The sequence below is a fragment of the Pseudomonas sp. LSJ-87 genome, assembly GCF_032971465.1.
In the GTDB taxonomy this organism is placed as follows: domain Bacteria; phylum Pseudomonadota; class Gammaproteobacteria; order Pseudomonadales; family Pseudomonadaceae; genus Aquipseudomonas; species Aquipseudomonas putida_Z.
In genome coordinates this window covers 470,444-491,369 of the sequence record NZ_JAWJYQ010000001.1, presented here as the reverse complement: position 1 = coordinate 491,369, position 20,926 = coordinate 470,444, and the positions used below count along the sequence as shown (strand labels likewise).

General features: G+C 64.3%; 21 protein-coding genes. 7 read left to right on the top strand and 14 right to left on the bottom strand.

Annotated elements, in window-relative coordinates:
* Positions 1-9 precede the first annotated feature (9 nt).
* The 5 genes from recG to exbB all read right to left on the bottom strand — a co-directional run bounded on the left by recG (position 10) and on the right by exbB (position 5,247).
* The gene (recG, locus tag RYH74_RS02125; RefSeq protein ID WP_039612341.1) at positions 10-2,088 is read right to left on the bottom strand and encodes an ATP-dependent DNA helicase RecG; all 2,079 of its coding nucleotides are present in this window, start codon (positions 2,086-2,088) and stop codon (positions 10-12) included.
* A gap of 3 nt (positions 2,089-2,091) precedes the next feature.
* Positions 2,092-3,018 (bottom strand): hydrogen peroxide-inducible genes activator, encoded by a 927-nt coding sequence (locus RYH74_RS02120; protein WP_013974805.1) that lies wholly within the window; start codon positions 3,016-3,018, stop codon positions 2,092-2,094.
* Positions 3,019-3,112: 94 nt separating this feature from the next.
* The gene (locus RYH74_RS02115; RefSeq protein WP_016489831.1) at positions 3,113-3,844 is read right to left on the bottom strand and encodes an energy transducer TonB; all 732 of its coding nucleotides are present in this window, start codon (positions 3,842-3,844) and stop codon (positions 3,113-3,115) included.
* On the bottom strand, positions 3,841-4,269 hold the full coding sequence (gene exbD / locus RYH74_RS02110) for a TonB system transport protein ExbD (protein ID WP_013974803.1): 429 nt from the start codon (positions 4,267-4,269) through the stop codon (positions 3,841-3,843). Before exbD ends, RYH74_RS02115 begins: the two co-directional genes overlap by 4 nt.
* Positions 4,270-4,272: 3 nt before the next feature.
* Entirely contained in the window at positions 4,273-5,247 is a 975-nt protein-coding gene (gene exbB, locus RYH74_RS02105) for a tonB-system energizer ExbB (RefSeq protein WP_317408892.1), read from the bottom strand.
* Between the two features lie 190 nt (positions 5,248-5,437).
* Between exbB and RYH74_RS02100 the strand changes: the two genes are divergently transcribed.
* Positions 5,438-6,295, top strand: coding sequence for an SDR family oxidoreductase (locus tag RYH74_RS02100; RefSeq protein WP_075046763.1), 858 nt, complete (start codon positions 5,438-5,440; stop codon positions 6,293-6,295).
* A gap of 130 nt (positions 6,296-6,425) precedes the next feature.
* On the opposite strand, the gene RYH74_RS02095 is transcribed toward RYH74_RS02100, so the two are convergent.
* The 5 genes from RYH74_RS02095 to RYH74_RS02075 all read right to left on the bottom strand — a co-directional run bounded on the left by RYH74_RS02095 (position 6,426) and on the right by RYH74_RS02075 (position 11,186).
* Positions 6,426-7,157, bottom strand: a complete 732-nt coding sequence (locus RYH74_RS02095; RefSeq protein WP_137162665.1) for a hypothetical protein — start codon at positions 7,155-7,157, stop codon at positions 6,426-6,428.
* A gap of 58 nt (positions 7,158-7,215) precedes the next feature.
* Entirely contained in the window at positions 7,216-7,596 is a 381-nt protein-coding gene (locus RYH74_RS02090; protein ID WP_003253379.1) for a RidA family protein, read from the bottom strand.
* A 23-nt stretch (positions 7,597-7,619) separates the two neighbouring features.
* On the bottom strand, positions 7,620-9,728 hold the full coding sequence (gene spoT, locus RYH74_RS02085; RefSeq protein ID WP_013974799.1) for a bifunctional GTP diphosphokinase/guanosine-3',5'-bis pyrophosphate 3'-pyrophosphohydrolase: 2,109 nt from the start codon (positions 9,726-9,728) through the stop codon (positions 7,620-7,622).
* 59 nt (positions 9,729-9,787) lie between these two features.
* Positions 9,788-10,051 (bottom strand): DNA-directed RNA polymerase subunit omega, encoded by a 264-nt coding sequence (gene rpoZ / locus RYH74_RS02080; RefSeq protein WP_003253383.1) that lies wholly within the window; start codon positions 10,049-10,051, stop codon positions 9,788-9,790.
* 262 nt (positions 10,052-10,313) lie between these two features.
* Positions 10,314-11,186 (bottom strand): LysR family transcriptional regulator, encoded by an 873-nt coding sequence (locus RYH74_RS02075; RefSeq protein ID WP_085588812.1) that lies wholly within the window; start codon positions 11,184-11,186, stop codon positions 10,314-10,316.
* A 207-nt stretch (positions 11,187-11,393) separates the two neighbouring features.
* Between RYH74_RS02075 and RYH74_RS02070 the strand changes: the two genes are divergently transcribed.
* The 3 genes from RYH74_RS02070 (at position 11,394) to RYH74_RS02060 (ending at position 15,209) form a co-directional block, all read left to right on the top strand.
* A complete protein-coding gene (locus tag RYH74_RS02070; RefSeq protein WP_015272334.1) occupies positions 11,394-12,776 on the top strand; it encodes a glutamine synthetase family protein in 1,383 nt (460 codons plus the stop codon).
* A 4-nt stretch (positions 12,777-12,780) separates the two neighbouring features.
* Entirely contained in the window at positions 12,781-13,554 is a 774-nt protein-coding gene (locus RYH74_RS02065; protein ID WP_317408891.1) for a gamma-glutamyl-gamma-aminobutyrate hydrolase family protein, read from the top strand.
* 113 nt (positions 13,555-13,667) lie between these two features.
* A complete protein-coding gene (locus tag RYH74_RS02060; protein WP_013974795.1) occupies positions 13,668-15,209 on the top strand; it encodes an APC family permease in 1,542 nt (513 codons plus the stop codon).
* A 163-nt stretch (positions 15,210-15,372) separates the two neighbouring features.
* Here RYH74_RS02060 and gmk read toward each other — a convergent pair whose 3' ends face one another.
* Both gmk and RYH74_RS02050 read right to left on the bottom strand, forming a co-directional pair.
* Positions 15,373-15,993 carry a guanylate kinase gene (gene gmk / locus RYH74_RS02055; RefSeq protein WP_317408890.1) on the bottom strand — a complete coding sequence of 207 codons (621 nt, stop codon included), beginning with the start codon at positions 15,991-15,993 and terminating at the stop codon, positions 15,373-15,375.
* Positions 15,994-16,006: 13 nt separating this feature from the next.
* Positions 16,007-16,870 carry a YicC/YloC family endoribonuclease gene (locus tag RYH74_RS02050; RefSeq protein ID WP_317408889.1) on the bottom strand — a complete coding sequence of 288 codons (864 nt, stop codon included), beginning with the start codon at positions 16,868-16,870 and terminating at the stop codon, positions 16,007-16,009.
* 228 nt (positions 16,871-17,098) lie between these two features.
* Between RYH74_RS02050 and rph the strand changes: the two genes are divergently transcribed.
* The gene (gene rph / locus RYH74_RS02045) at positions 17,099-17,821 is read left to right on the top strand and encodes a ribonuclease PH (protein WP_013974792.1); all 723 of its coding nucleotides are present in this window, start codon (positions 17,099-17,101) and stop codon (positions 17,819-17,821) included.
* A 23-nt stretch (positions 17,822-17,844) separates the two neighbouring features.
* Positions 17,845-18,213 carry a DUF4870 domain-containing protein gene (locus RYH74_RS02040; RefSeq protein ID WP_003258195.1) on the top strand — a complete coding sequence of 123 codons (369 nt, stop codon included), beginning with the start codon at positions 17,845-17,847 and terminating at the stop codon, positions 18,211-18,213.
* A gap of 115 nt (positions 18,214-18,328) precedes the next feature.
* Here the strand turns inward: RYH74_RS02040 and RYH74_RS02035 are convergent, their stop codons facing one another.
* Entirely contained in the window at positions 18,329-19,108 is a 780-nt protein-coding gene (locus RYH74_RS02035; protein WP_003253401.1) for an exodeoxyribonuclease III, read from the bottom strand.
* An 80-nt stretch (positions 19,109-19,188) separates the two neighbouring features.
* Between RYH74_RS02035 and pyrE the strand changes: the two genes are divergently transcribed.
* Positions 19,189-19,830 carry an orotate phosphoribosyltransferase gene (gene pyrE, locus RYH74_RS02030; RefSeq protein WP_003253405.1) on the top strand — a complete coding sequence of 214 codons (642 nt, stop codon included), beginning with the start codon at positions 19,189-19,191 and terminating at the stop codon, positions 19,828-19,830.
* Between the two features lie 176 nt (positions 19,831-20,006).
* Here the strand turns inward: pyrE and argB are convergent, their stop codons facing one another.
* Positions 20,007-20,912, bottom strand: a complete 906-nt coding sequence (argB, locus tag RYH74_RS02025) for an acetylglutamate kinase (protein WP_003258198.1) — start codon at positions 20,910-20,912, stop codon at positions 20,007-20,009.
* Positions 20,913-20,926: the final 14 nt, after the last annotated feature.

Below are 20,926 nucleotides of genomic sequence, written 5' to 3'. Positions count from 1 at the left end.
GGACCAGCGTCACACTTGGCCATATTGCTGGCCATGGCGCAGCCAGCGATCGAGCAGGGGGCTGACGTGCTCCGGCCAGCGTGCGATCAGGGCCTGGGCGGCGTCGCGCACGGCCGGCAGCAGGTCGGCGTCGCGCATCAGGTCGGCGACCTTGAACTGCAACAGGCCGGTCTGGCGGGTGCCGAGCATCTCGCCTGGGCCACGCAGTTCCAGGTCTTTCTCGGCGATGATGAAGCCGTCGTTGGTTTCCCGCATGATCCCTAGGCGCTCGCGGCCGATCTGCGACAGTGGCGGGTGGTACAGCAGCACGCAATGGCTGACGGCGCTGCCCCGGCCAACCCGGCCGCGCAGCTGGTGCAACTGGGCCAGGCCCAGGCGCTCGGGGTTCTCGATGATCATCAGGCTGGCGTTGGGCACGTCCACGCCCACCTCGATGACCGTGGTGGCGACCAGCAACTGCAGGTTGCCGGCCTTGAACTCGGCCATGATCTCGGCCTTTTCCGCCGGCTTCATGCGCCCGTGGATCAGCCCCACCCGCAGCTCGCCCAGGGCGCTGCCCAGCTCCTCGTAGGTGCTTTCGGCGGCTTGGCAGGTCAGCTCTTCGGATTCTTCGATCAGGGTGCACACCCAATAGGCCTGGCGCCCTTCGGCGCAGGCGGCGCGCACACGCTCGACCACTTCGAAGCGGCGGCTGTCGGCCACCAGCACGGTGTTCACCGGGGTGCGCCCGGGCGGCAGCTCGTCGAGCACCGAGGTGTCCAGGTCGGCGTAGGCGCTCATGGCCAGGGTGCGCGGAATGGGCGTGGCGGTCATGATCAGCTGGTGCGGGCACAATTCCCCGGCCACGCCCTTCTTGCGCAGGGCCAGGCGTTGCTGCACGCCAAAACGGTGTTGTTCATCGATGATCGCCAGGGCCAGGTGCTTGAACTTCACCTCTTCCTGGAACAGCGCGTGGGTACCGACCACCATTGGCGCACCGTTGGCGATCTGCTCCAGGGCGGCTGCCCGAGCCTTGCCCTTGAGCTTGCCGGCCAGCCAGGCCACTTCGATGCCCAGCGGTTCGAGCCAGCGCTTGAAGGTGATGTAGTGCTGTTCGGCGAGGATCTCGGTGGGCGCCATCAAGGCCACCTGGTAGCCGGCCTCCAGGGCCTGCAGCGCGGCCAGGGCGGCGACCACGGTCTTGCCGGCACCCACATCGCCCTGCACCAGGCGCATCATCGGCTCGTGCTGGCTGAGGTCGTAGGCAATTTCATTGGCCACCCGCTGCTGCGCGCCGGTCGGCTGGAAGCCCAGGTTGGCCAGGTACTGCGCCTGCAGGCGCTGGGCCTTGGGCAGCACCGGCGCGCGCAGGCTGCGCAGGCTTTCGCGCAGGCGTTGCTGCGACAGCTGGTGGGTCAGCAGTTCTTCGAAGGCCAGGCGGTGCTGGGCCCAGTGCTGGCCTTCGGCAAGCTCGTCGAGGTCGGCGTCGGCCGGCGGGTTGTGCAGGTAGCGGATGGCATCGTCCAGCGGCGCCAGCTGGTAGTCCCGGGCCAGTTCGTCGGGCAGCCAGTCCGGCAGGCTGCGCGGGCCGAGCAGGCCCAGGCTCTGCTGGCACAGCAGGCGCAGGCGTTGCTGGGTGAGGCCTTCGGTGGACGGATAGATCGGCGTCAGGGTCTGCTCGACCGGTGGCGGCGGCTCGTCGCCGTTCAGTGCGCGGTATTCTGGGTGGTAGATTTCCAGGCCCGAGGCGCCGGGGCGGGCTTCGCCGTAGCAGCGCAGGTGAGTACCACGCTTGAGGCCTTCCTTCTGCGCGTTGCTGAAGTGGTAGAAGCGCAGGCTCAGCACGCCGCTGCCGTCACCCAGGCGCACCACCAGGCTGCGGCGCTTGCCCATGGTCACGTCGGCGCCGCTGACCACGCCCTCGATCACCGCGTCCTGGCCAGGGCGCAGCTGGCCTATCGGCACCACGCGAGTGCGGTCCTGGTAGCGCAGGGGCAGGTGGAACAGCACGTCCTGCAGGTTCTCCAGGCCGACCTTGGCGAGTTTCTCCGCCATGGCCTCGCCAACCCCCTTGAGTACCGTGACCGGGACCTTCGACAGCTCACTCATGACTCAGGCCGGTTGTTCCGCAGGGGCTTTGGCGACCGAGCACAGGCGGATCGAGTCGGCGAGAATCTCGATGGCCTTCGGCCGCGGGAAGCTGGCGCGCCAAGCGATGGCCACGGTGCGGAATGGTGCCGGTGCGGTCAGTGGGCGAACCTCGATGACGCCGGGGGCGTAGTGGTGGCTGTGCACCGCCGACAGCGGCAGGATCGACACGCCAAGGCCGGAGGCCACCATGTGGCGGATGGTTTCCAGCGAGCTGGACTCGACCGTGGTGTGCTTGGAGCCTTCACCGCCCTTGTTCAGCGTTGGGCAGGCTTCCAGCACCTGGTCGCGGAAGCAGTGGCCTTCACCGAGCAGCAACAGGCTCTTGTCGTTGAGCATGGCGGTGTCGATGGTCTTTTTCGCCGTCCACGGGTGGTCGGCCGGCATCAGGGCGCAGAACGGTTCATCGTACAGCGGCAGGGTCAGCACGTCGGCTTCGTTGAACGGCAGGGCGATGATCACCGCATCCAGTTCGCCGTTGCGCAGCTTTTCGCGCAGTACATGGGTGAAGTTCTCTTCGATGTACAGCGGCATTTGTGGCGCCACGCGGTGCAACTGAGGGATCAGGTGCGGGAACAGGTATGGGCCGACGGTGTAGATGGCACCGACCTTGAGCGGGGCGGTCAGCTGGTTCTTGCCGGCCTGGGCCAGCTCGCGAATGCCCTGGGCCTGCTCCAGTACCTTCTGCGCCTGGGCGACGATGCTTTCGCCGACCGGGGTAAGGCGGACCGCGCTCTTGCTGCGCTCGAAGATCAGCACGCCAAGCTCATCCTCGAGCTTCTTCACACCGACCGACAGGGTCGGCTGGCTCACGTGACAGCGTTCGGCGGCATGGCCGAAGTGCTGTTCCTGGGCGAGTGTGACGATGTAGCGTAATTCTGTGAGGGTCATAACGTGCGTCCATGAAGTTGCGAGCCCAGCATAGCGGCTGCAATCGATAGACGCACGTTATCAGACTTGCCGATTTGTGACAGAAACAAAAGTCTCAGCGGCGGTCCAGCGAGTAGACGAACGGTGCCACGACTTCGATCGTGCCATTGTTCAGCAACTCGGGTGGCGGCTTGGGTACCGTGCCGGCCCGACGGATCATTTCCAGGGTCGCCCGGTCCAGGGCGGCACTACCCGAGCCACCGGCCATGGAGTACGACACCACCTTGCCTTCGGCGTCGACCACGAAGCGCAGGCGGTTGATGCCCTGCAGACCGCGACGGCGCGCGTCTTCCGGGTAACGCTTGTACTTGGCCAGGTGACGCAGCAGGTCGCTCTGCCAGGTCGGCAGGGCGTTGCTGTTGGACGCAATGCTCGGCGCCGGTGCCGCGGACTTCTGCGGCGGCGTGTTGCTGGGCGGTGCGTCTACCGTTTGTTCGGTCGGCGGTGCTTCCTTCGGCGGCTCAGGCTTTTTCTCGGGCTTGGGCGGCTGTGGCTTGGCCTTCGGCTTGGGCGGCTTGGGAATGGCGATCTTGGGCTTGGGTGCCTCGGCCAGCTTCGGCAGCGGCGGTTCCTCGACCGGCGCCGGTGGCTGCGGCGCCGCTTTCGGGGGCGGTGGTGGCGCAGGCTCCGGCAATGGCGCCAGCTCGACCATCATGGCTGCCGGTGGCAGTTCGATGGCCTGGGGCACCGACCAGTTGAGCGTCAGCAGCACGGCGACCACGTGCACGCCCAGCACGATCGCCAGGCTGCCACCGTAGCGCGCCATGTTAGAGCGCGTTTTTGTCATTTCTTGGCTGCCGTCTCGAGACCTACCAGACCGACTTTCAGGTAGCCGGCCGCGCGCATGTTGTTCATCACTTCCATCAGGTCACCGTAATCCACGCCTTTGTCAGCCTGGAAGAAGATGGTGGTTTCCTTGTCGCCCTTGGTCTTGGCATCGAGCATCGGGCCAAGCTGGTCGGGGGCAGGGACCTGATCGTCACCGACGTACAGCTTCTGGTCGGCCTTGACGCTGACGAACACCGGTTTCTCGGGCCTCGGCGCCGGCTTGGCGGTCGAGGCCGGCAGGTCGACCTTGATGTCGACCGTGGCCAAGGGGGCTGCGACCATGAAGATGATCAGCAGCACCAGCATCACGTCGATGAACGGCGTAACGTTGATTTCGTGGTTTTCGGCGAGGTCGTCGCCACCTTCGTTGAGATGCAGGCCCATGGCTTACCCCACTTTCACCATGTGCGGGGCGGCGCGTTCGCTGCCCTGGTGGTCCAGGTCACGGCTGACCAGCAGCAGCACCTGGGCGGAGGCGTCGGACACCTGGGCCTTGTAGCCGGCGATGGAGCGGGCGAAGACGTTGTAGATGACCACGGCCGGGATTGCGGCGACCAGGCCCAGGGCGGTGGCCAGCAGGGCCTCGGCGATACCCGGGGCAACCACGGCCAGGTTGGTGGTCTGGGTCTTGGCGATGCCGATGAAGCTGTTCATGATGCCCCATACGGTACCGAACAGGCCGACGAATGGCGCAGTGGAGCCGATGGTGGCGAGTACGCCGGTGCCGCTGCTCATGGTGCGGCCGCTGGCGTGTACCAGGCGCTCCAGGCGGAAGCTGACGCGCTCCTTGATGCCTTCTTTTTCGCGGGCGTTGGCCGACAGGCGCATCTCTTCGAGGGCGTCGTGGACCAGGGTGTGGGCCAGGGTGCCTTCCTTGTTGGAAACGTCGCTGGCTTCCTTGAGGCTGGCGGATTTCTTCAGCAGGGCGATTTCACCACGCAGACGACGCTTGGCGCCCATCAGCTCGAAGCCTTTGGCGATCCAGATGGTCCAGGTGATGATGGAGGCGATGGCCAGGCCGATCATCACCGCCTTGACCACCACGTCGGCGTTCTTGTACATGCCCCATGGGGACAGGTCGTGGGCCATGCCCAGCGAGGTGTCTTCAACCAGGGCTTCGACGCTCGGGTCTGCAGCGACCGGGGCATCAACCGGGGTGGCGGCAACTGCGTCGGCAGCCGGTGCTGCGGCTGGGGCAGCGGCCGGCGCAGCTGGTGCGGTAGCGGCAGCAGGCGCGGCAGCATTGGCGGTTGGCTCATCGGCCATGGCCACCGGGGCCAGCACCAGGCTGAGCGTCAGCGCGGCGATGGCGCGCCAGGCGCGCGACGGGGTTGGCGAAGCGGAAGGTTGAGTACGTGTCATGCTGGCCGGACCTGATGAAGAATAAAGTGAACGTTCTCCAAGGCCTCGAGGTAGGCCGAGAACAATTTGGCGGCCATTATTGCAAGTAATTCTTGTTAACAAAAGTAATCTTGTTGCTTTTTTCGCCTATGGTCTAGCCATCCATCGTGTAGCGTGGTCAGGCTGATCAATTGGTCTAGGGAGTTTAGAGATGTCAGACCTTTCCGTGATGGTGGTGGGATGTGGTGATGTAGGCGGGCGTCTTGCCCGGCAGATGCTTGCGCGCGGCTGGCAGGTGAGCGGCCTGCGTCGCTCGGTCGGGCAGTTGCCTGCGGGGGTCGTGCCGGTGGCGGCGGACTTGTCCGAGCCATCGATCCCCGACGCCTGGCCGCAGCGCGCGCCGGACTACCTGGTGTATTGCGTGGCGGCCAGCCAGCACGACGAGGCGGGTTACCAGGCAGCCTATGTCGACGGTTTGCGCCATGTGCTAGGTTGGCTGGCCGAGCGCGGCCAACGCCCACGGCGCCTGCTGTTCGTGTCCAGCAGCAGCGTGTATGCACAGAAGGACGGCGAGTGGATCGAAGAAGGCGCGGCCACCAAGCCTGAAGGTTATTCCGGGCGGTTGATGCTGGAGGCTGAGCGGCTGGCGCTGGCCAGCGGCATCCCGGCCAGCGTGGTGCGCCTGACCGGCATCTATGGCCCCGGCCGCGAGTGGCTGCTCAGTCAGGTGCGCCAGGGCTACCGCGTGGCCGAGGAGCCACCGCTGTATGGCAACCGCATCCATGCCGAGGATGCCGCCAGCCTGTTGGCGTTCCTGTTGCAGGCCGATGCCGACGGCAAGGTGCTCGACGATTGCTACATCGGCGTCGACGACGACCCGGCGCCGCTGGCCGATGTGGTGGCCTGGCTGCGGGCGTACATGGGGGTAACCGAGTGGTCGGATGAGCAGCGAGTGCGGCGTACCGGCAGCAAGCGCTGTAGCAATGCCCGGGCGCGGGCGTTGGGCTGGGCGCCGGTGTATCCGAGCTACAGGGAAGGCTATGCCGCAATCCTGAAAGGCTTGCGCTGAGTCTACCGGCCTCTTCGCGGGTAAACCCGCTCCCACAGGTGCACCGCTGGTTTCAAGCCTGGCGGTGTGCCTGTGGGAGCGGGTTTACCCGCGAAGAGACCGATGAGGTCGAACACGATTTCAGCAGGTTTCAGTCCAGTTCCAGCACCCACTGGCGCTTGCCGGCCGCCAACACTGGCATTTCATCCGGCTGTGCGCGGTTCACCGCCTGGAAGATCTCCAGCTTGTCGCCATCGCGCTTGAGGATGAACGGCGCGCCACGCTGGTTGCGCTCCAGCCACAGGCTGTCATTGCTGCCACCCATGGTCGCGCAGTCACCCGCCAGGCACAGGGCGAAACGGTCTGGCCCCGGCAGGCCGGTGACGTTGCCGGTGTCGCCGAAGCGCACGCTGGCACCTTTGCCCTGGCCTTCGATGATCTTCCAGTTACCGCCCAGATAGGCCTGGTACAGGGCTTTCTCGAAGCTGCTGCCCAGTGGCGCATTGGTCGCCGCCGGTGCTTTGGCGCGCACGAAGGTCTGCTTGCCGCCGCTTTGATCGACCGCCTGCAGTTCGTCGCCATCGAGCGACAGCTGTTCGGTCTGGCCACCCTGGAAGCTGGCCCGCCATTGCTTGTCGGTGGCGCTCAGCTGGCCGTCGGCCGCTTCGAAACCATTGCTGTAGCTGGCCTGTTGGCTGGCGACGTCGAGCTTCCACTCGAACACCGGCCCGTGCTCATTGAGCGCCTGACGCAGGCTGCCGCCCTTGACGGCCGCATTGATGGCGTCCTGGTTGATCCAGGTGCCGTTGAAATCTTCGGGTTTGTGGCTGGCGCAGCCGCCCAGAAGCAGGGCTGCCAGCGCGAGGGGCAGTGCTTGACGCATGACGGGGTAACCTTGCAGAGAAGGGAAGGTGACGGGCAGGGCGCCCGTCACCGGGGCATCATTCGATGACCAGGATGGCGTCCATTTCGACCTGGGAGCCTTTCGGCAGCGCGGCAACGCCGATGGCGGCGCGGGCTGGGTAAGGCTGCTCGAAGTAGCGGCCCATCACCTCGTTGACCTTGGCGAAGTGGCTCAGGTCGGTGAGGAAGATGTTCAGCTTGACGATGTCCTTGAACGAACCGCCAGCGGCTTCAGCCACGGCCTTGAGGTTCTCGAACACCTGTACGGTCTGGGCTTCGAAGCCTTCGACCAGTTCCATGGTCTTCGGGTCCAGCGGGATCTGGCCCGACATGTACACGGTGTTGCCGGCCTTGATCGCCTGCGAGTAGGTGCCGATGGCGGCAGGGGCCTTGTCGCTGTTGATGACGGTCTTGCTCATGATGACTCCTTGCGGTTGGCGGACTACGTACGCATGCGGGTGATGCGGACCACACCGGTCAGGGTACGCAGCTTCTTGATCACACGCGCCAGGTGCACGCGGTCGTGCACGCTGACCACCAGTTGGACCACGCTGATACGGCCGTCGCGTTCGTCCATGCTGATCTTCTCGATGTTGCCGTCGGCGGCGTTGACACTGCTGGCCAGCAGGGCAATCAGGCCGCGCTGGTGCTCCAGTTCGACACGCAACTCGACATTGAATTCACCAGTGATGTCCTTGGCCCAGGAGAGCTGTACGCACTTCTCCGGGTTGTGGCGGATTTCACTGATGTTGCGGCAGTTTTCCAGGTGCACGACCATGCCCTTGCCGGCTGACAGGTGGCCGACGATCGGGTCGCCCGGGATCGGCGTGCAGCACTTGGCGTAGCTCAGCACCAGGCCTTCGGTACCGCGGATCGCCAGCGGGCCTTCCGGTGCCGGCAACTGCTCGCCTTCGGCCGACAGCAGGCGGCGCGCGACCACGTAGGCCATGCGGTTGCCCAGGCCGATGTCTTCGAGCAGGTCTTCGATCAGCTCCAGGCGGTACTCGGCGAGAATCGCCTGGATACGCTCCTGGGGGATCATCTCAAGGCTGCTGTCGAAGCCGGTGAGCACCTTGTTCAGCAGGCGTTCGCCCAGGCTGATGGACTCGGAGCGGCGCTGTTGCTTGAGCGCGTGGCGGATGTGCGTGCGCGCCTTGCCGGTAACCACGAAGTTGAGCCAGGCCGGGTTCGGCCGTGCGCCCGGGGCGCTGACGATTTCCACCGTCGAGCCGCTTTGCAGCGGTTCGGACAGCGGCGCCAGGCGGCGGTTGATGCGGCAGGCGATGCAGCTGTTGCCGACGTCGGTGTGCACCGCGTAGGCGAAGTCGACCGCCGTGGAGCCTTTGGGCAGCTCCATGATGCGGCCTTTGGGCGTGAACACGTAGACCTCGTCCGGGAACAGGTCGATCTTCACGCTTTCGATGAATTCCAGCGAGTTGCCGGCACGTTGCTGCAGTTCGAGGATGCCCTTGACCCACTGGCGGGCGCGGGCGTGGCTGCCCTTGGGCTGCTCGTCGTCGTTGGATTTGTACAGCCAGTGCGCGGCGATGCCGTTGTTGGCCATCTCTTCCATCTCGCGGGTGCGGATCTGGATTTCGATGGGCACGCCGTGCATGCCGAACAGCGTGGTGTGCAACGACTGGTAGCCGTTGGCCTTGGGGATCGCGATGTAATCCTTGAAGCGACCGGGCAGCGGCTTGTACAGGTTGTGCACCGCACCGAGTACGCGGTAGCAGGTGTCGACCTTGTCGACGACGATGCGGAAGGCGTACACGTCCATGATCTCGTTGAAGGCGCGGCGCTTGCCGCGCATCTTCTTGTAGATGCCATAGAGGTGTTTCTGTCGCCCGCTGACCTCGCCCTCGATGCCGTCGGCGGCCAGGCAGTTGGCCAGCGAATGCTCGATCTTGGCGACGATCTCCTTGCGGTTGCCGCGAGCGCTTTTCACCGCACGGTGGATCAGCGACGAACGCATCGGGTGCATGGCCTTGAAGCCGAGGTCCTCGAACTCCACGCGCACGGTGTGCATGCCCAGGCGGTTGGCGATGGGAGCGTAGATCTCGAGGGTTTCCTTGGCGATGCGCCGGCGTTTTTCGCCGGACAGCACTTCCAGGGTGCGCATGTTGTGCAGGCGGTCGGCCAGCTTGACCAGGATCACGCGGATGTCGCGGGCCATGGCCATGGCCATCTTCTGGAAGTTTTCGGCCTGCGCCTCGGCCTTGGTCTCGAAGTTCATCTGGGTCAGCTTGCTGACCCCATCGACCAGTTCGGCCACGGTCTCGCCAAACTGCTGGCTGAGGGCTTCCTTGGCGATGCCGGTATCTTCGATCACGTCGTGCAGCATGGCCGCCATCAGGCTCTGATGGTCCATGTGCATGTCGGCGAGGATGCTGGCCACGGCCAGCGGGTGGGTCACGTAGGGCTCGCCGCTGCGGCGGCGCTGCCCATCGTGGGCCTGTTCGGCGTAGAAATAGGCGCGCCGGACCAGGTTGACCTGTTCGGGGCCAAGATAGGTCGACAGCCGTTCGGCCAAGGCTTCTATACCCGGCATGGGTTCACCTCCTGCCGAGGAAGGGGGCCTTGCGCCGTGCGACGTCGACCTGGCATCAATTAGACAGCCTCGTTGTTCTCGTCCTCGAACGCGGCGAACACCGGATCCTCGGTGACGATCTCTTCAGCGGCGATGAACTCGTTGGTGACGATGCCTTCGGCGATTTCACGCAGGGCAACAACGGTCGGCTTGTCGTTTTCCCACGCAACGCGTGGCTCTTTGCCGCCGGTCGCCAGCTGGCGAGCGCGCTTGGTCGAGAGCATGACCAGCTCAAAGCGGTTATCCACGTGTTCCAGGCAGTCTTCAACAGTTACGCGGGCCATGGTCTTCCTCAGTAGCAATTGCGGTGGGCGTGCAGCCCAATAATGGGCAGGCGGACTCGATAGTTTAAAAAATCACCAGCCAATAGGGAAGCGCTGTTTTGTCGGGTGGTTACCTTCAAGCCCGGTGTTGCCTTCTTCGCGGCTGAAGCCGCTCCCACAGGGACCGCATTGTCCTCAGGTTCATCACCGCACCCTGTGGGAGCGGCTTCAGCCGCGAAAGGGCCGGAACAGACACCCTTGATACATGAGCCTGACGATAACCTCAGAGCATCGCGTCACGCAACCGCGGGGTCAGCTCCTCGAACAGGGTCTGCACCGAGCGCAACGCCCGGCAGTCCGGCCGGGTCAGCAGCCACAGCTGGGTGTCGCAACCCGGCAGCGGCCCGCTCAGCGCATCCACCCCGGGCAGCGCGTGCACCATGTAGTCCGGCAACGCTGCCACGCCGAGCCCGGCCGTGACCAGCTGGGCGATGGTCGACATGCCGCTGCACTGGTAGCGCGGGCTCAAGCCCGGGTGCTGCTGGTTGCGCCAGACCACCGTGGGATGGTCCTGCATCGAGTCGTCGGGGGCGATCCACGGCACGCTGGCAGGTGACTCGGCCAGGCGCTCGCGCCACTGCGGCTGGCCGCAGATCACGTAGGAGGTGGACCCCAGGTTGCGGCCCACCAGGTGCTCCGGCGGCGTGTTGGTCAGGCGCAGGGCAATGTCGGCATCGCGCCGGCTGAGGTTGGCGAAGGTATTGGAAGTGCCCATCTCCAGCGACAAGGCCGGGTAGTTGGGCATGAACTCGGCCAGCGCCGGCAGCAGCAGGCTGTGCATCACCGCCTCGGTACAGGTCAGGCGCACGGTGCCGCTGACCACCTGCTCGCCACTGGTCATGGCGATGCGCGCCGCCTCCAGTGCCTGCTCGGCGCGTTCGGCCTGCTCGGCCAGGGCCTGGGCGGTGTCGGTCGGCAGGTAGCCTTTGCGGCTCTTGACGAACAAGGCTGTGCCCAGCGCCGACTCCAGCCGGCGGATCGAGCGGAACACCGTCGAAACATCGACCTTGAGCAACTCGGCAGCCTTGGCCAGCGAGCGGCCACGTTCCAGGGCCAGGACCAGGGAGAGGTCGGCATGGGTAATCTGATATTGCATTGGTGCACGCTCTGCTTGCCGAATTGCCAATGTCTGTTGCGTTTTGGCCATTTTATAGTGAAACGGCCCCCGGGAATCAATGCGCCCGGTCGGGTAACCAATCCCCACGATGGGAAAGTGAAAAGAACAACAGCTGCAACCATCGTCGCCCGTGAGGCGCCAGCCGTATCCCCCACATCGCCGCAGCAAATCAAAGGATGTACAGCCATGACGTCGGTAACCCCGTGCGCCAGTTCTTCCAGCGAGATGAATGACTTCCTCCAGGCCCATCCGGACACGCAGTACGTCGACCTGCTGATCTCCGACATGAACGGCGTGGTACGTGGCAAGCGCATCGAGCGGGCCAGCCTGCACAAGGTGTACGAGAAGGGCATCAACCTGCCGGCATCGCTGTTCGCCCTGGACATCAACGGGTCCACCGTCGAGAGCACCGGCCTTGGCCTGGACATCGGCGATGCCGACCGCATCTGCTTCCCGATCCCCGGCACACTGTCGGACGAGCCGTGGCAGAAGCGCCCCACCGCCCAGCTGCTGATGACCATGCACGAACTGGATGGCCAGCCGTTCTTCGCCGACCCGCGCGAAGTACTGCGCCAAGTGGTGAGCAAGTTCGATGACCTGGGCCTGGATATCTGCGCCGCGTTCGAGCTGGAGTTCTACCTGATCGACCAGGACAACCTCAACGGTCGCCCGCAGCCGCCGCGCTCGCCGATTTCCGGCAAGCGCCCGCAGTCGACCCAGGTGTACCTGATCGACGACCTCGATGAATATGCCGACTGCCTGCAGGACATGCTCGAAGCGGCCAAGGAGCAGGGCCTGCCCGCCGACGCCATCGTCAAGGAAAGCGCCCCGGCACAGTTCGAGGTCAACCTGCATCATGTTGCCGACCCGCTGAAGGCCTGCGACTACGCGATCTTGCTCAAGCGCCTGATCAAGAACGTTGCCTACGACCATGAAATGGACACCACCTTCATGGCCAAGCCCTACCCGGGCCAGGCAGGCAATGGCCTGCACGTGCACATTTCGTTGTTGGACAAGAAAACCGGCAAGAACATCTTCGCCAGCGACGACCCGCTGCAAAGCGACGCGCTGCGCCATGCCATCGGTGGTGTGCTGGAGACCATGCCGGCGTCGATGGCTTTCCTCTGCCCGAACATCAACTCCTACCGCCGCTTCGGCGCGCAGTTCTACGTGCCCAATGCGCCAAGCTGGGGCCTGGACAACCGTACCGTGGCGGTGCGCGTGCCCACCGACAGCAGCGACAACGTGCGCCTCGAGCACCGCGTGGCCGGTGCCGACGCCAACCCCTACCTGATGCTCGCGGCGATCCTCGCCGGTGTTCACCACGGCCTGACCAACCAGGTCGAGCCGCAGGCACCGATCGAAGGCAACTCCTACGAACAGCTGGAGCAGAGCCTGCCGAACAACCTGCGCGATGCCCTGCGCGCGCTGGACGACAGCGAAGTCCTCAACCAATACATCAGCCCGGACTACATCGATATCTTCGTGGCCTGCAAGGAAAGCGAACTGGCCGAGTTCGAAGTGTCGATTTCCGACCTCGAGTACAACTGGTACCTGCACACGGTGTAAGCCCATGAGCGCAAATGCGGTCCCTTTGATCGGTGTCAGCGCCTGCCGCCAGCAGGTGGGGAAAAACTCGTCGCATACGGTAGGCGACAAGTATGTCGAGGCGGCCGGCTTTGCCGGCTTGCCATTGATCTTGCCGGCCCGTGACGGGGGCAGCGACACGCAGGCGCTGCTGGCCCGTCTGCACGGCATTGTTTTTACCGGCTCACCTTCAAATATCGAACCGCATCATTACAATGGCGCCCCCAGCGCGACGGGTACCCGACACGATCTGGCACGCGATCGCCTGACCCTGCCGTTGTTGCAGGCGGCCATTGCCGCCGGTGTGCCGGTGTTCTGTATCTGCCGTGGCTACCAGGAATTGAACGTGGCCCTGGGCGGCAGCCTGCACCAGCGCGTGCAGGAACTGCCCGGCTACCTTGACCACCGTGAACCTGAGGACGCACCCCTGGAGGTGCAATACGGCCCTCGTCACCTTGTCGGCATCGAGCCTGGCGGGTTGTTCGAGCGCCTGGGCCTGGCGGCGCAGTTCGAGGTCAACTCGCTGCACAGCCAGGGCATCGACCGCCTGGCCCCGGGCCTGCGCGTCGAGGCACGGGCCCCGGATGGCCTGATCGAAGCAGTGTCCATGCCTGCGGCGCCGGGTTTTGTGCTCGGCGTGCAGTGGCACCCGGAGTGGCGATTTACCGAAAACCCGGTCTCGCTGCGCCTGTTCCAGGCGTTTCGCGAGGCCTGCATTGCTTACGCTACACGGGAGGGCGCACGGCAGGAGGCATTCTGACGTCACCCGAAGGTCTCGGATGACTTGTTCCCGGCAGCAAGCTTTCAATGAGTGAAAGCGGGCCTTGTACGCAAGGCCTGTGAAAACAATTCCAAAATTTACGGCAAATACTCATGAGCAATTACACAGAAGCCGGCCGCCCACCCGACGTGGCGGCCGACGCGGGCAACACCCAGCGCAGCAAGGGCCTGGCCACCGGCCGGCTGGGCTTGCTGGCCAGCGTGGTGCTGGGCATTTCCACTATCGCCCCGGTCTACACCCTTACCGGCGCCCTTGGCCCGACCGTGCGTGAAGTGGGCGCGCACCTGCCGGCGGTGTTCATCGTCGGCTTCCTGCCGATGCTGCTGGTGGCCTTGGGCTACCGCGAACTGAACTCGGCGGAGCCGGACAGCGGTACTTCGTTTACCTGGTCGGCGCGTGCCTTTGGCCCGATGATCGGCTGGATCGGTGGCTGGGGCCTGGTGGTCGCCACCACCATCGTGTTGTCGAACCTGGCAGGGGTGGCGGTCGACTTCTTCTACCTGTTCCTTGGCCAGATCACCGGCAAGCATGAGCTGGCGGCCTTGGCCGACAACCTGCTCATCAACATAACCACCTGTTGCGTGTTCATCGCCCTGGCGGTGTGGATCTGCTGCCGCGGCATGACCACCACCATGACGGTGCAATATGGCTTGGTGGCCCTGCAGTTGCTGGTGCTGATCGGCTTTGCCTTTGCCGCTTTCGGCGAAACCACCGCGCCGCCACCGCTGGAATTCGATTTCGCCTGGTTCAACCCGTTCGGCGTCGAATCGTTCTCGGCCTTTGCCGCCGGGCTGTCGCTGTCGATCTTCATCTTCTGGGGCTGGGACGTGTGCCTGACTGTCAGCGAGGAATCGGTCGGCAGTGACGAGGTGCCGGGCAAGGCGGCCACCTGGACCGTGCTGCTGATCCTCGGCCTGTACCTGTTCACCGCGATTGCCACCCTGCAGTTTGCCGGTATCAGCGAACAAGGCCTGGGCCTCAACAACCCGCGCATCCAGGAAAACGTCTTCGCCCACCTGGCCGGTCCGGTCATGGGGCCGCTGGCGATCCTGATGTCCATCGCCGTGCTGGCCAGCACCGCGGCGTCGCTGCAGTCGACCTTCGTGTCGCCGGCGCGCACCCTGTTGGCCATGGGTTACTACGGTGCGGTGCCGCAGAAGTTCGCCAGCGTCTGCCCTCGTTCGCAGACCCCGCGTTACGCCACTATCTGCGCCGGCGTGGCCGCGGGCCTGTTCTACGTGACCATGCGCACCCTGAGCGAGAACGTGTTGGCGGATACCATCACTGCACTGGGCATGATGATCTGCTTCTACTATTCGCTGACGGCCTTCGCCTGTGTCTGGTACTTCCGCCACAGCCTGTTCGACAGCCTGCGCCACTTCCTGATGCGCGGCTTGTGCCCGCTGGTGGGTGGGGTGATCTTGTCGGTGATCTTCGTGCGTACCGCCATCGACAGCGCCTCGCCGGACTTCGGCAGCGGCTCGCATGTGGGCGGGCTGGGGCTGGTGTTCGTGATCGCCGCGATCATTTCGGTGCTGGGGATCGTGCTGATGATGCTGTCGCGCCTGCGCGCGCCGGCGTACTTCCTGGGGGCTACCCTGCGTCAGCAGGCTACCTTGCCACTGCAGGAATAAATGATTGGGGCCGCTTTGCGGCCCTTCGCGGCGGTTCGGCGCCCCGACACGCCCGCTCCCACACGTTACTCACTGCCTTCAGGCTTGTGTTGTATCTGTGGGAGCGGGCGTGTCGGGGCGCCGAACCGCCGCGAAGGGCTGCAAAGCAGCCCCATGGGGTCTATCAGGAGAGCAGTTCTTTCAGCAGCCCGCTGTTGCGCTGTTGCTGCTTCTTCAGCACCAGGCGGTTCGAGCGGAACACTGCCTTCAAGTCTTCCAGCGCCACGTCGAAGTCATCGTTGATGATCACGTAGTCATACTCGTCGTAGTGCACCATCTCGCTGACCGCTTCCTTCATGCGCCCGGCGATGATCTCTTCGCTGTCCTGCCCGCGGCCATCCAGGCGCTCGCGCAGGGCCTGCTGGCTTGGCGGCAGGATGAACACCGACAAAGCCTCGGGCATCACCTTGCGTACCTGCTGGGCGCCTTGCCAGTCGATTTCCAGGATCAGGTCATTGCCCTGGTCGAGTACCTCTTGCAGCGCGCTGCGCGAAGTCCCGTAGAAATTGCCGAACACTTCGGCGTGCTCGAGGAAGTCACCCTTGGCGATCAGCCCCTTGAAGTCGTCATGGCTGACGAAGTGGTAGTTCACGCCGTGCTGCTCGCCCGGGCGCATGGCGCGGGTGGTGTGCGAGACCGAGACGCTTACGCGCTTGTCGGCCTTGATCAGGGCGGTGACCAGGCTGGTCTTGCCGGCGCCCGAAGGGGCCGAAACGATGTAGAGGGTGCCGCTGCTGTGGTTCATGGTCGGGGTGGCCTTACTCGATGTTCTGTACTTGTTCACGCATCTGTTCGATCAATACCTTCAGGTTGACCGCCGCTTGCGTGCTGCGTGGGTCGAAGGCCTTGGAGCCGAGGGTGTTGGCCTCGCGGTTGAGTTCCTGCATCAGGAAGTCCAGGCGCCGGCCGGCGGCACCGCCACCCTTGAGCACCCGGCGTACTTCGGTGACGTGGGTGCTGAGGCGGTCGAGTTCCTCGGCCACGTCGCTCTTCTGGGCCAGCAGCACCATCTCCTGCTCCAGGCGCTGCGGGTCGAGTTCGGCCTGCATGTCGCCGAAGCGGTCGAGGATCTTCTGCCGCTGAGCTGCCAGCATCTGCGGCACCAGGGCGCGCAGGGTGGCGACTTCGCTGGCCATGTTGTCCAGGCGTTCGTTGATCAGCCGGGCCAGTTCCTGGCCTTCACGCTGGCGCCCGGCCTTGAGCTCGGCCAGCGCTTCATCGAACAGCGCCATGGCTTCGGTATTCAGTGCCTGCGGGTCGCTGGCGTCGGCCACCAGCACGCCTGGCCACGACAGCACCTCCAGCGGGTTCAGTGGTGCCGGCTGCTTGATCAGGCCGGCCACTTCCTCGGCGGCGGCAACCAGCTGCGCGGCGCGCTCGCGGTCCACCTTCAGTGGTTTGCCGTTGCTGTCTTCGTTGAGGCGCAAGGTGCATTCCACCTTGCCCCGCGACAGGCCCTGGCGCAGGCCTTCACGCACGGCGCCTTCGAGGTCGCGCAGGGCCTCGGGCAGGCGCAGGTGCGGCTCCAGGTAACGGTGGTTGACCGAACGCAGCTCCCAGACCAGGGTGCCTTGGCTGCCGGCGCGCTCGACACGAGCAAAAGCGGTCATGCTGTGCACCATGGGGAGTACCTCGCGTATATGAATGAACGGTGGGAGCCTCTCGGCTGCAAGGCGCAGGATTGTAGCGCAGTGGGGCCTTGGCGCCCAATCCACCCATGTTACCGACGGGTGGCCTGGCCGGCAGGAAAAGGCGACGGGCTGTGTCGGGCGCGACAATAGGCATGTCTTCCCCGGGCCGTGGGCTCTATAATGCTCGGCAGATTCAAAGTCCCAGTACAGGTATCCCAGATGAAACGTCCAAGTGGTCGCGCCGCCGATCAGCTCCGCTCGATCCGCATCACCCGCAACTACACCAAGCACGCCGAAGGGTCGGTACTGGTCGAGTTCGGTGACACCAAGGTCATCTGCACGGTCAGCGTGGAAAACGGTGTGCCGCGCTTCCTCAAAGGCCAGGGCCAAGGCTGGCTGACCGCCGAATACGGCATGCTGCCGCGTTCCACCGGCGAGCGTAACCAGCGCGAAGCCAGCCGTGGCAAGCAGGGTGGCCGCACCCTGGAAATCCAGCGCCTGATCGGCCGTTCGCTGCGCGCCGCGCTGGACATGAGCAAGCTCGGTGACATTACCCTGTACGTCGACTGCGACGTGATCCAGGCCGATGGTGGCACCCGTACCGCGTCCATCACCGGTGCCATGGTCGCCCTGTGCGACGCCCTGGCGGTGATCAAGAAGCGCGGTGGCCTGAAGGCCGGCAACCCGCTCAAGCACATGATCGCCGCAGTGTCGGTGGGCATGTACCAGGGCGAAGCGGTGCTCGACCTGGACTACCTGGAAGACTCCGCCGCCGAAACCGACCTGAACGTGGTCATGACCAGCGCCGGTGGTTTCATCGAAGTGCAGGGTACTGCCGAAGGTGCGCCGTTCCAGCCTGAAGACTTCAACGCCATGCTCGCCCTGGCACAGAAGGGCATGAGCGAGATCTTCGAACTGCAGCAGGCGGCACTGGCCGACTGAACCCAGCCAGGGAGGTGCGGGGCATGAGCGAATCGAACCTGTCGATCACCCCGCCCAATGCCGAAATCCGGCAGTGGGCGATGTTCTGCCACCTCTCCGCGCTGCTGGGCCTGGTGGTGCCGCTCGGGCACTTGCTGGGCCCGCTGGTGCTGTGGCACCTCAAGCGCGAGCAAGACCCTTTCATCGACGCCCAGGGCAAAGAGGCGCTGAATTTTCAGATCAGCGTGACCATTGCCGGGTTCATCTGCTTCCTGCTGATGTTCGTGTTCATCGGGCTGGTGCTGTTCGCCATGCTGATGGTCGCGGTGATGATCCTGATCATCATTGCGGCTGTGCGGGCGAATGAGGGCAAGCCGTATCGCTACCCGATGATCTGGCGGCCGATCAAATAATGCTGGGGCTGCTTTGCAGCCCTATCGCGACACAAGGCCGCTCCTACAAGGGATATGCATTCCCCTGTAGGAGCGGCCTTGTGTCGCGATAGGGCCGCAAAGCGGCCCCATGCCTTCAGATGGTCAACGTCCAGTCATAGTCGACGATCAGCGGCGCATGCTGGGAGAAGCGCGGCTGACGCGGCAGGCGGGCATTGCGCACGAAGCGGCGCAGGCCCGGGGTGAGGATCTGGTAGTCGAACCGGTAGCCCAGGTTGAGCATCTCGGCCTGCTCGTTGTCCGGCCACCAGCTGTACTGGTCGCCCTCACGGCTGACTTCGCGCAGGGCATCGACGTAACCCATCTCGCCAGTGATCGCGTCCATCCAGGCACGCTCCGGCGCCAGGAAGCCCGGCGACTGCTGGCTGTCACGCCAGTTCTTGATGTCGAGCTTCTGCTGCGCCACGTAGAACGAGCCGCAGTAGATGTATTCGCGACGCTTGCGACGCTGTTTGTCCAGGTACTTGGCGAAGTCGTCCATCAACTTGAACTTCTGGTTCAAGTCTTCGTCGCCGTTCATACCCGAAGGCAGCAGCAGGCTGGCAATACTGACTTTGTCGAAATCTGCTTGCAGGTAACGCCCATAGCGGTCGGCTGTCTCGAAGCCCAGGCCGGTGATGACTGCCTTGGGCTGCATGCGCGAATACAGGGCCACACCACCTTGGGCAGGCACCTCCGCGTCGCAGGCATAAAGGAAATAGCCATCGAGCTGGAAAGCTGGGTCATCGAGTTCAAAGGCCGAGGCGCGGGTATCCTGAAGGCAGATGACGTCGGCATTCTGGGCTTGCAGCCAGCTGAGCAAACCACGCTCGGCCGCAGCCTGAATGCCATTTACGTTCACACTGATGATCCGCATAAATGGCCCCAAAAATCTCGTGCGTGTATGATACCCGAGCTCAACCCATTTAGCTAAATCCGTGGTGTCCGGGACTATCCATGCAGCCGTATCAGCGCGACTTCATCCGTTTTGCCATCGATCGCGGGGTACTGCGTTTCGGTGAATTCACCCTGAAATCGGGGCGTACCAGCCCGTATTTCTTCAATGCCGGCCTGTTCAACACCGGTTCCGCCCTGGCCGAACTGGGCCGTTGCTATGCCGCAGCCATCGTCGACAGCAAGATCCCGTTCGATGTGCTGTTCGGCCCGGCTTACAAAGGTATCCCGCTGGCAGCGACTACTGCCGTGGCCCTTGCCGATCAGCATCAGCTCGACGTGCCATGGTGCTTCAACCGCAAGGAAGCCAAGGACCACGGTGAAGGTGGCAGCCTGGTCGGTGCACCGCTGGCCGGTGATGTGCTGATCATCGACGACGTGATCACCGCCGGTACCGCCATTCGTGAAGTCATGCAGATCATCAATGCCCAGCAGGCCAAGGCCGCTGGCGTGCTGATCGCACTGAACCGCGAAGAGCGCGGCAATGGCGAGCTGTCGGCGATCCAGGAAGTGGAGCGTGACTTCGGTATCCCTGTGGTCAGCATCGTTTCGCTGACCCAGGTGCTGGAGTTCCTGGCCGATGATCCACAGCTGAAGCAGCATCTGCCGGCTGTCGAGGCTTACCGGGCGCAGTACGGTATCTGATCCGGGGCCCGGAAATGAAAAAGGCGACCTTCTTGTGAAGGTCGCCTTTTTTTGTGTCGCCTGTTCCGGCCTCTTCGCGGGTAAACCCGCTCCCACAGGATCTCCACAGCCCTCAAAGGCGGTGCTGTACCTGTGGGAGCGGGTTTACCCGCGAAGAGGCCGGGACAGGTTAACGATCAGCGCTGCTTGCGGTTGGTAATCAGGGTACCCACGCCGCTGTCGGTGAAGATCTCCAGCAGCACCGCATTCGGCACGCGGCCATCGATGATGTGCGAGCTGTTGACACCGCCCTGCACCGCATCCAGCGCGCACTTGATCTTAGGCAGCATGCCGCCGTAGATGGTGCCGTCGGCGATCAGTTCGTTGACCTGCTCGGTGGTCAGGCCGGTCAGTACTTCACCCTGCTTGTCCATCAGGCCGGCGATGTTGGTCAGCAGCATCAGCTTCTCGGCCTTCAGCGCTTCGGCTACCTTGCCAGCCACCAGGTCGGCGTTGATGTTGTACGACTCACCGTTGGCACCCACGCCGATCGGCGCGATCACCGGGATGAAGTCGCCCTTCACCAGCATGTTCAGCAGGTCGGTGTTCACGCTTACCACTTCGCCAACGTGGCCGATGTCGATGATTTCCGGGGTGGTCATCTCGGGCGTCTGGCGGCTGACGGTCAGCTTGCGGGCGCGGATCAGCTCCGCGTCCTTGCCGGTCAGGCCGATTGCGCTGCCGCCGTGGCGGTTGATCAGGTTGACGATGTCCTTGTTGACCTGGCCACCCAGCACCATCTCCACCACGTCCATGGTCGCCGAGTCGGTGACGCGCATGCCGTCGATGAAGTGGCTTTCGATCGACAGGCGCTTGAGCAGGTCGCCGATCTGCGGGCCACCACCGTGGACCACCACCGGGTTGATGCCCACAGCCTTCATCAGCACGATGTCACGGGCGAAGCCGGTCTTGAGCTCCTCGCTCTCCATCGCGTTGCCGCCGTACTTGATCACCAGGGTCTTGCCGACAAAGCGGCGGATGTAAGGCAGTGCTTCGGACAAAACCTCGGCTACATGGGAAGCGGCATCGCGATCGAGGGTCATGCAGGGCTCCTGTA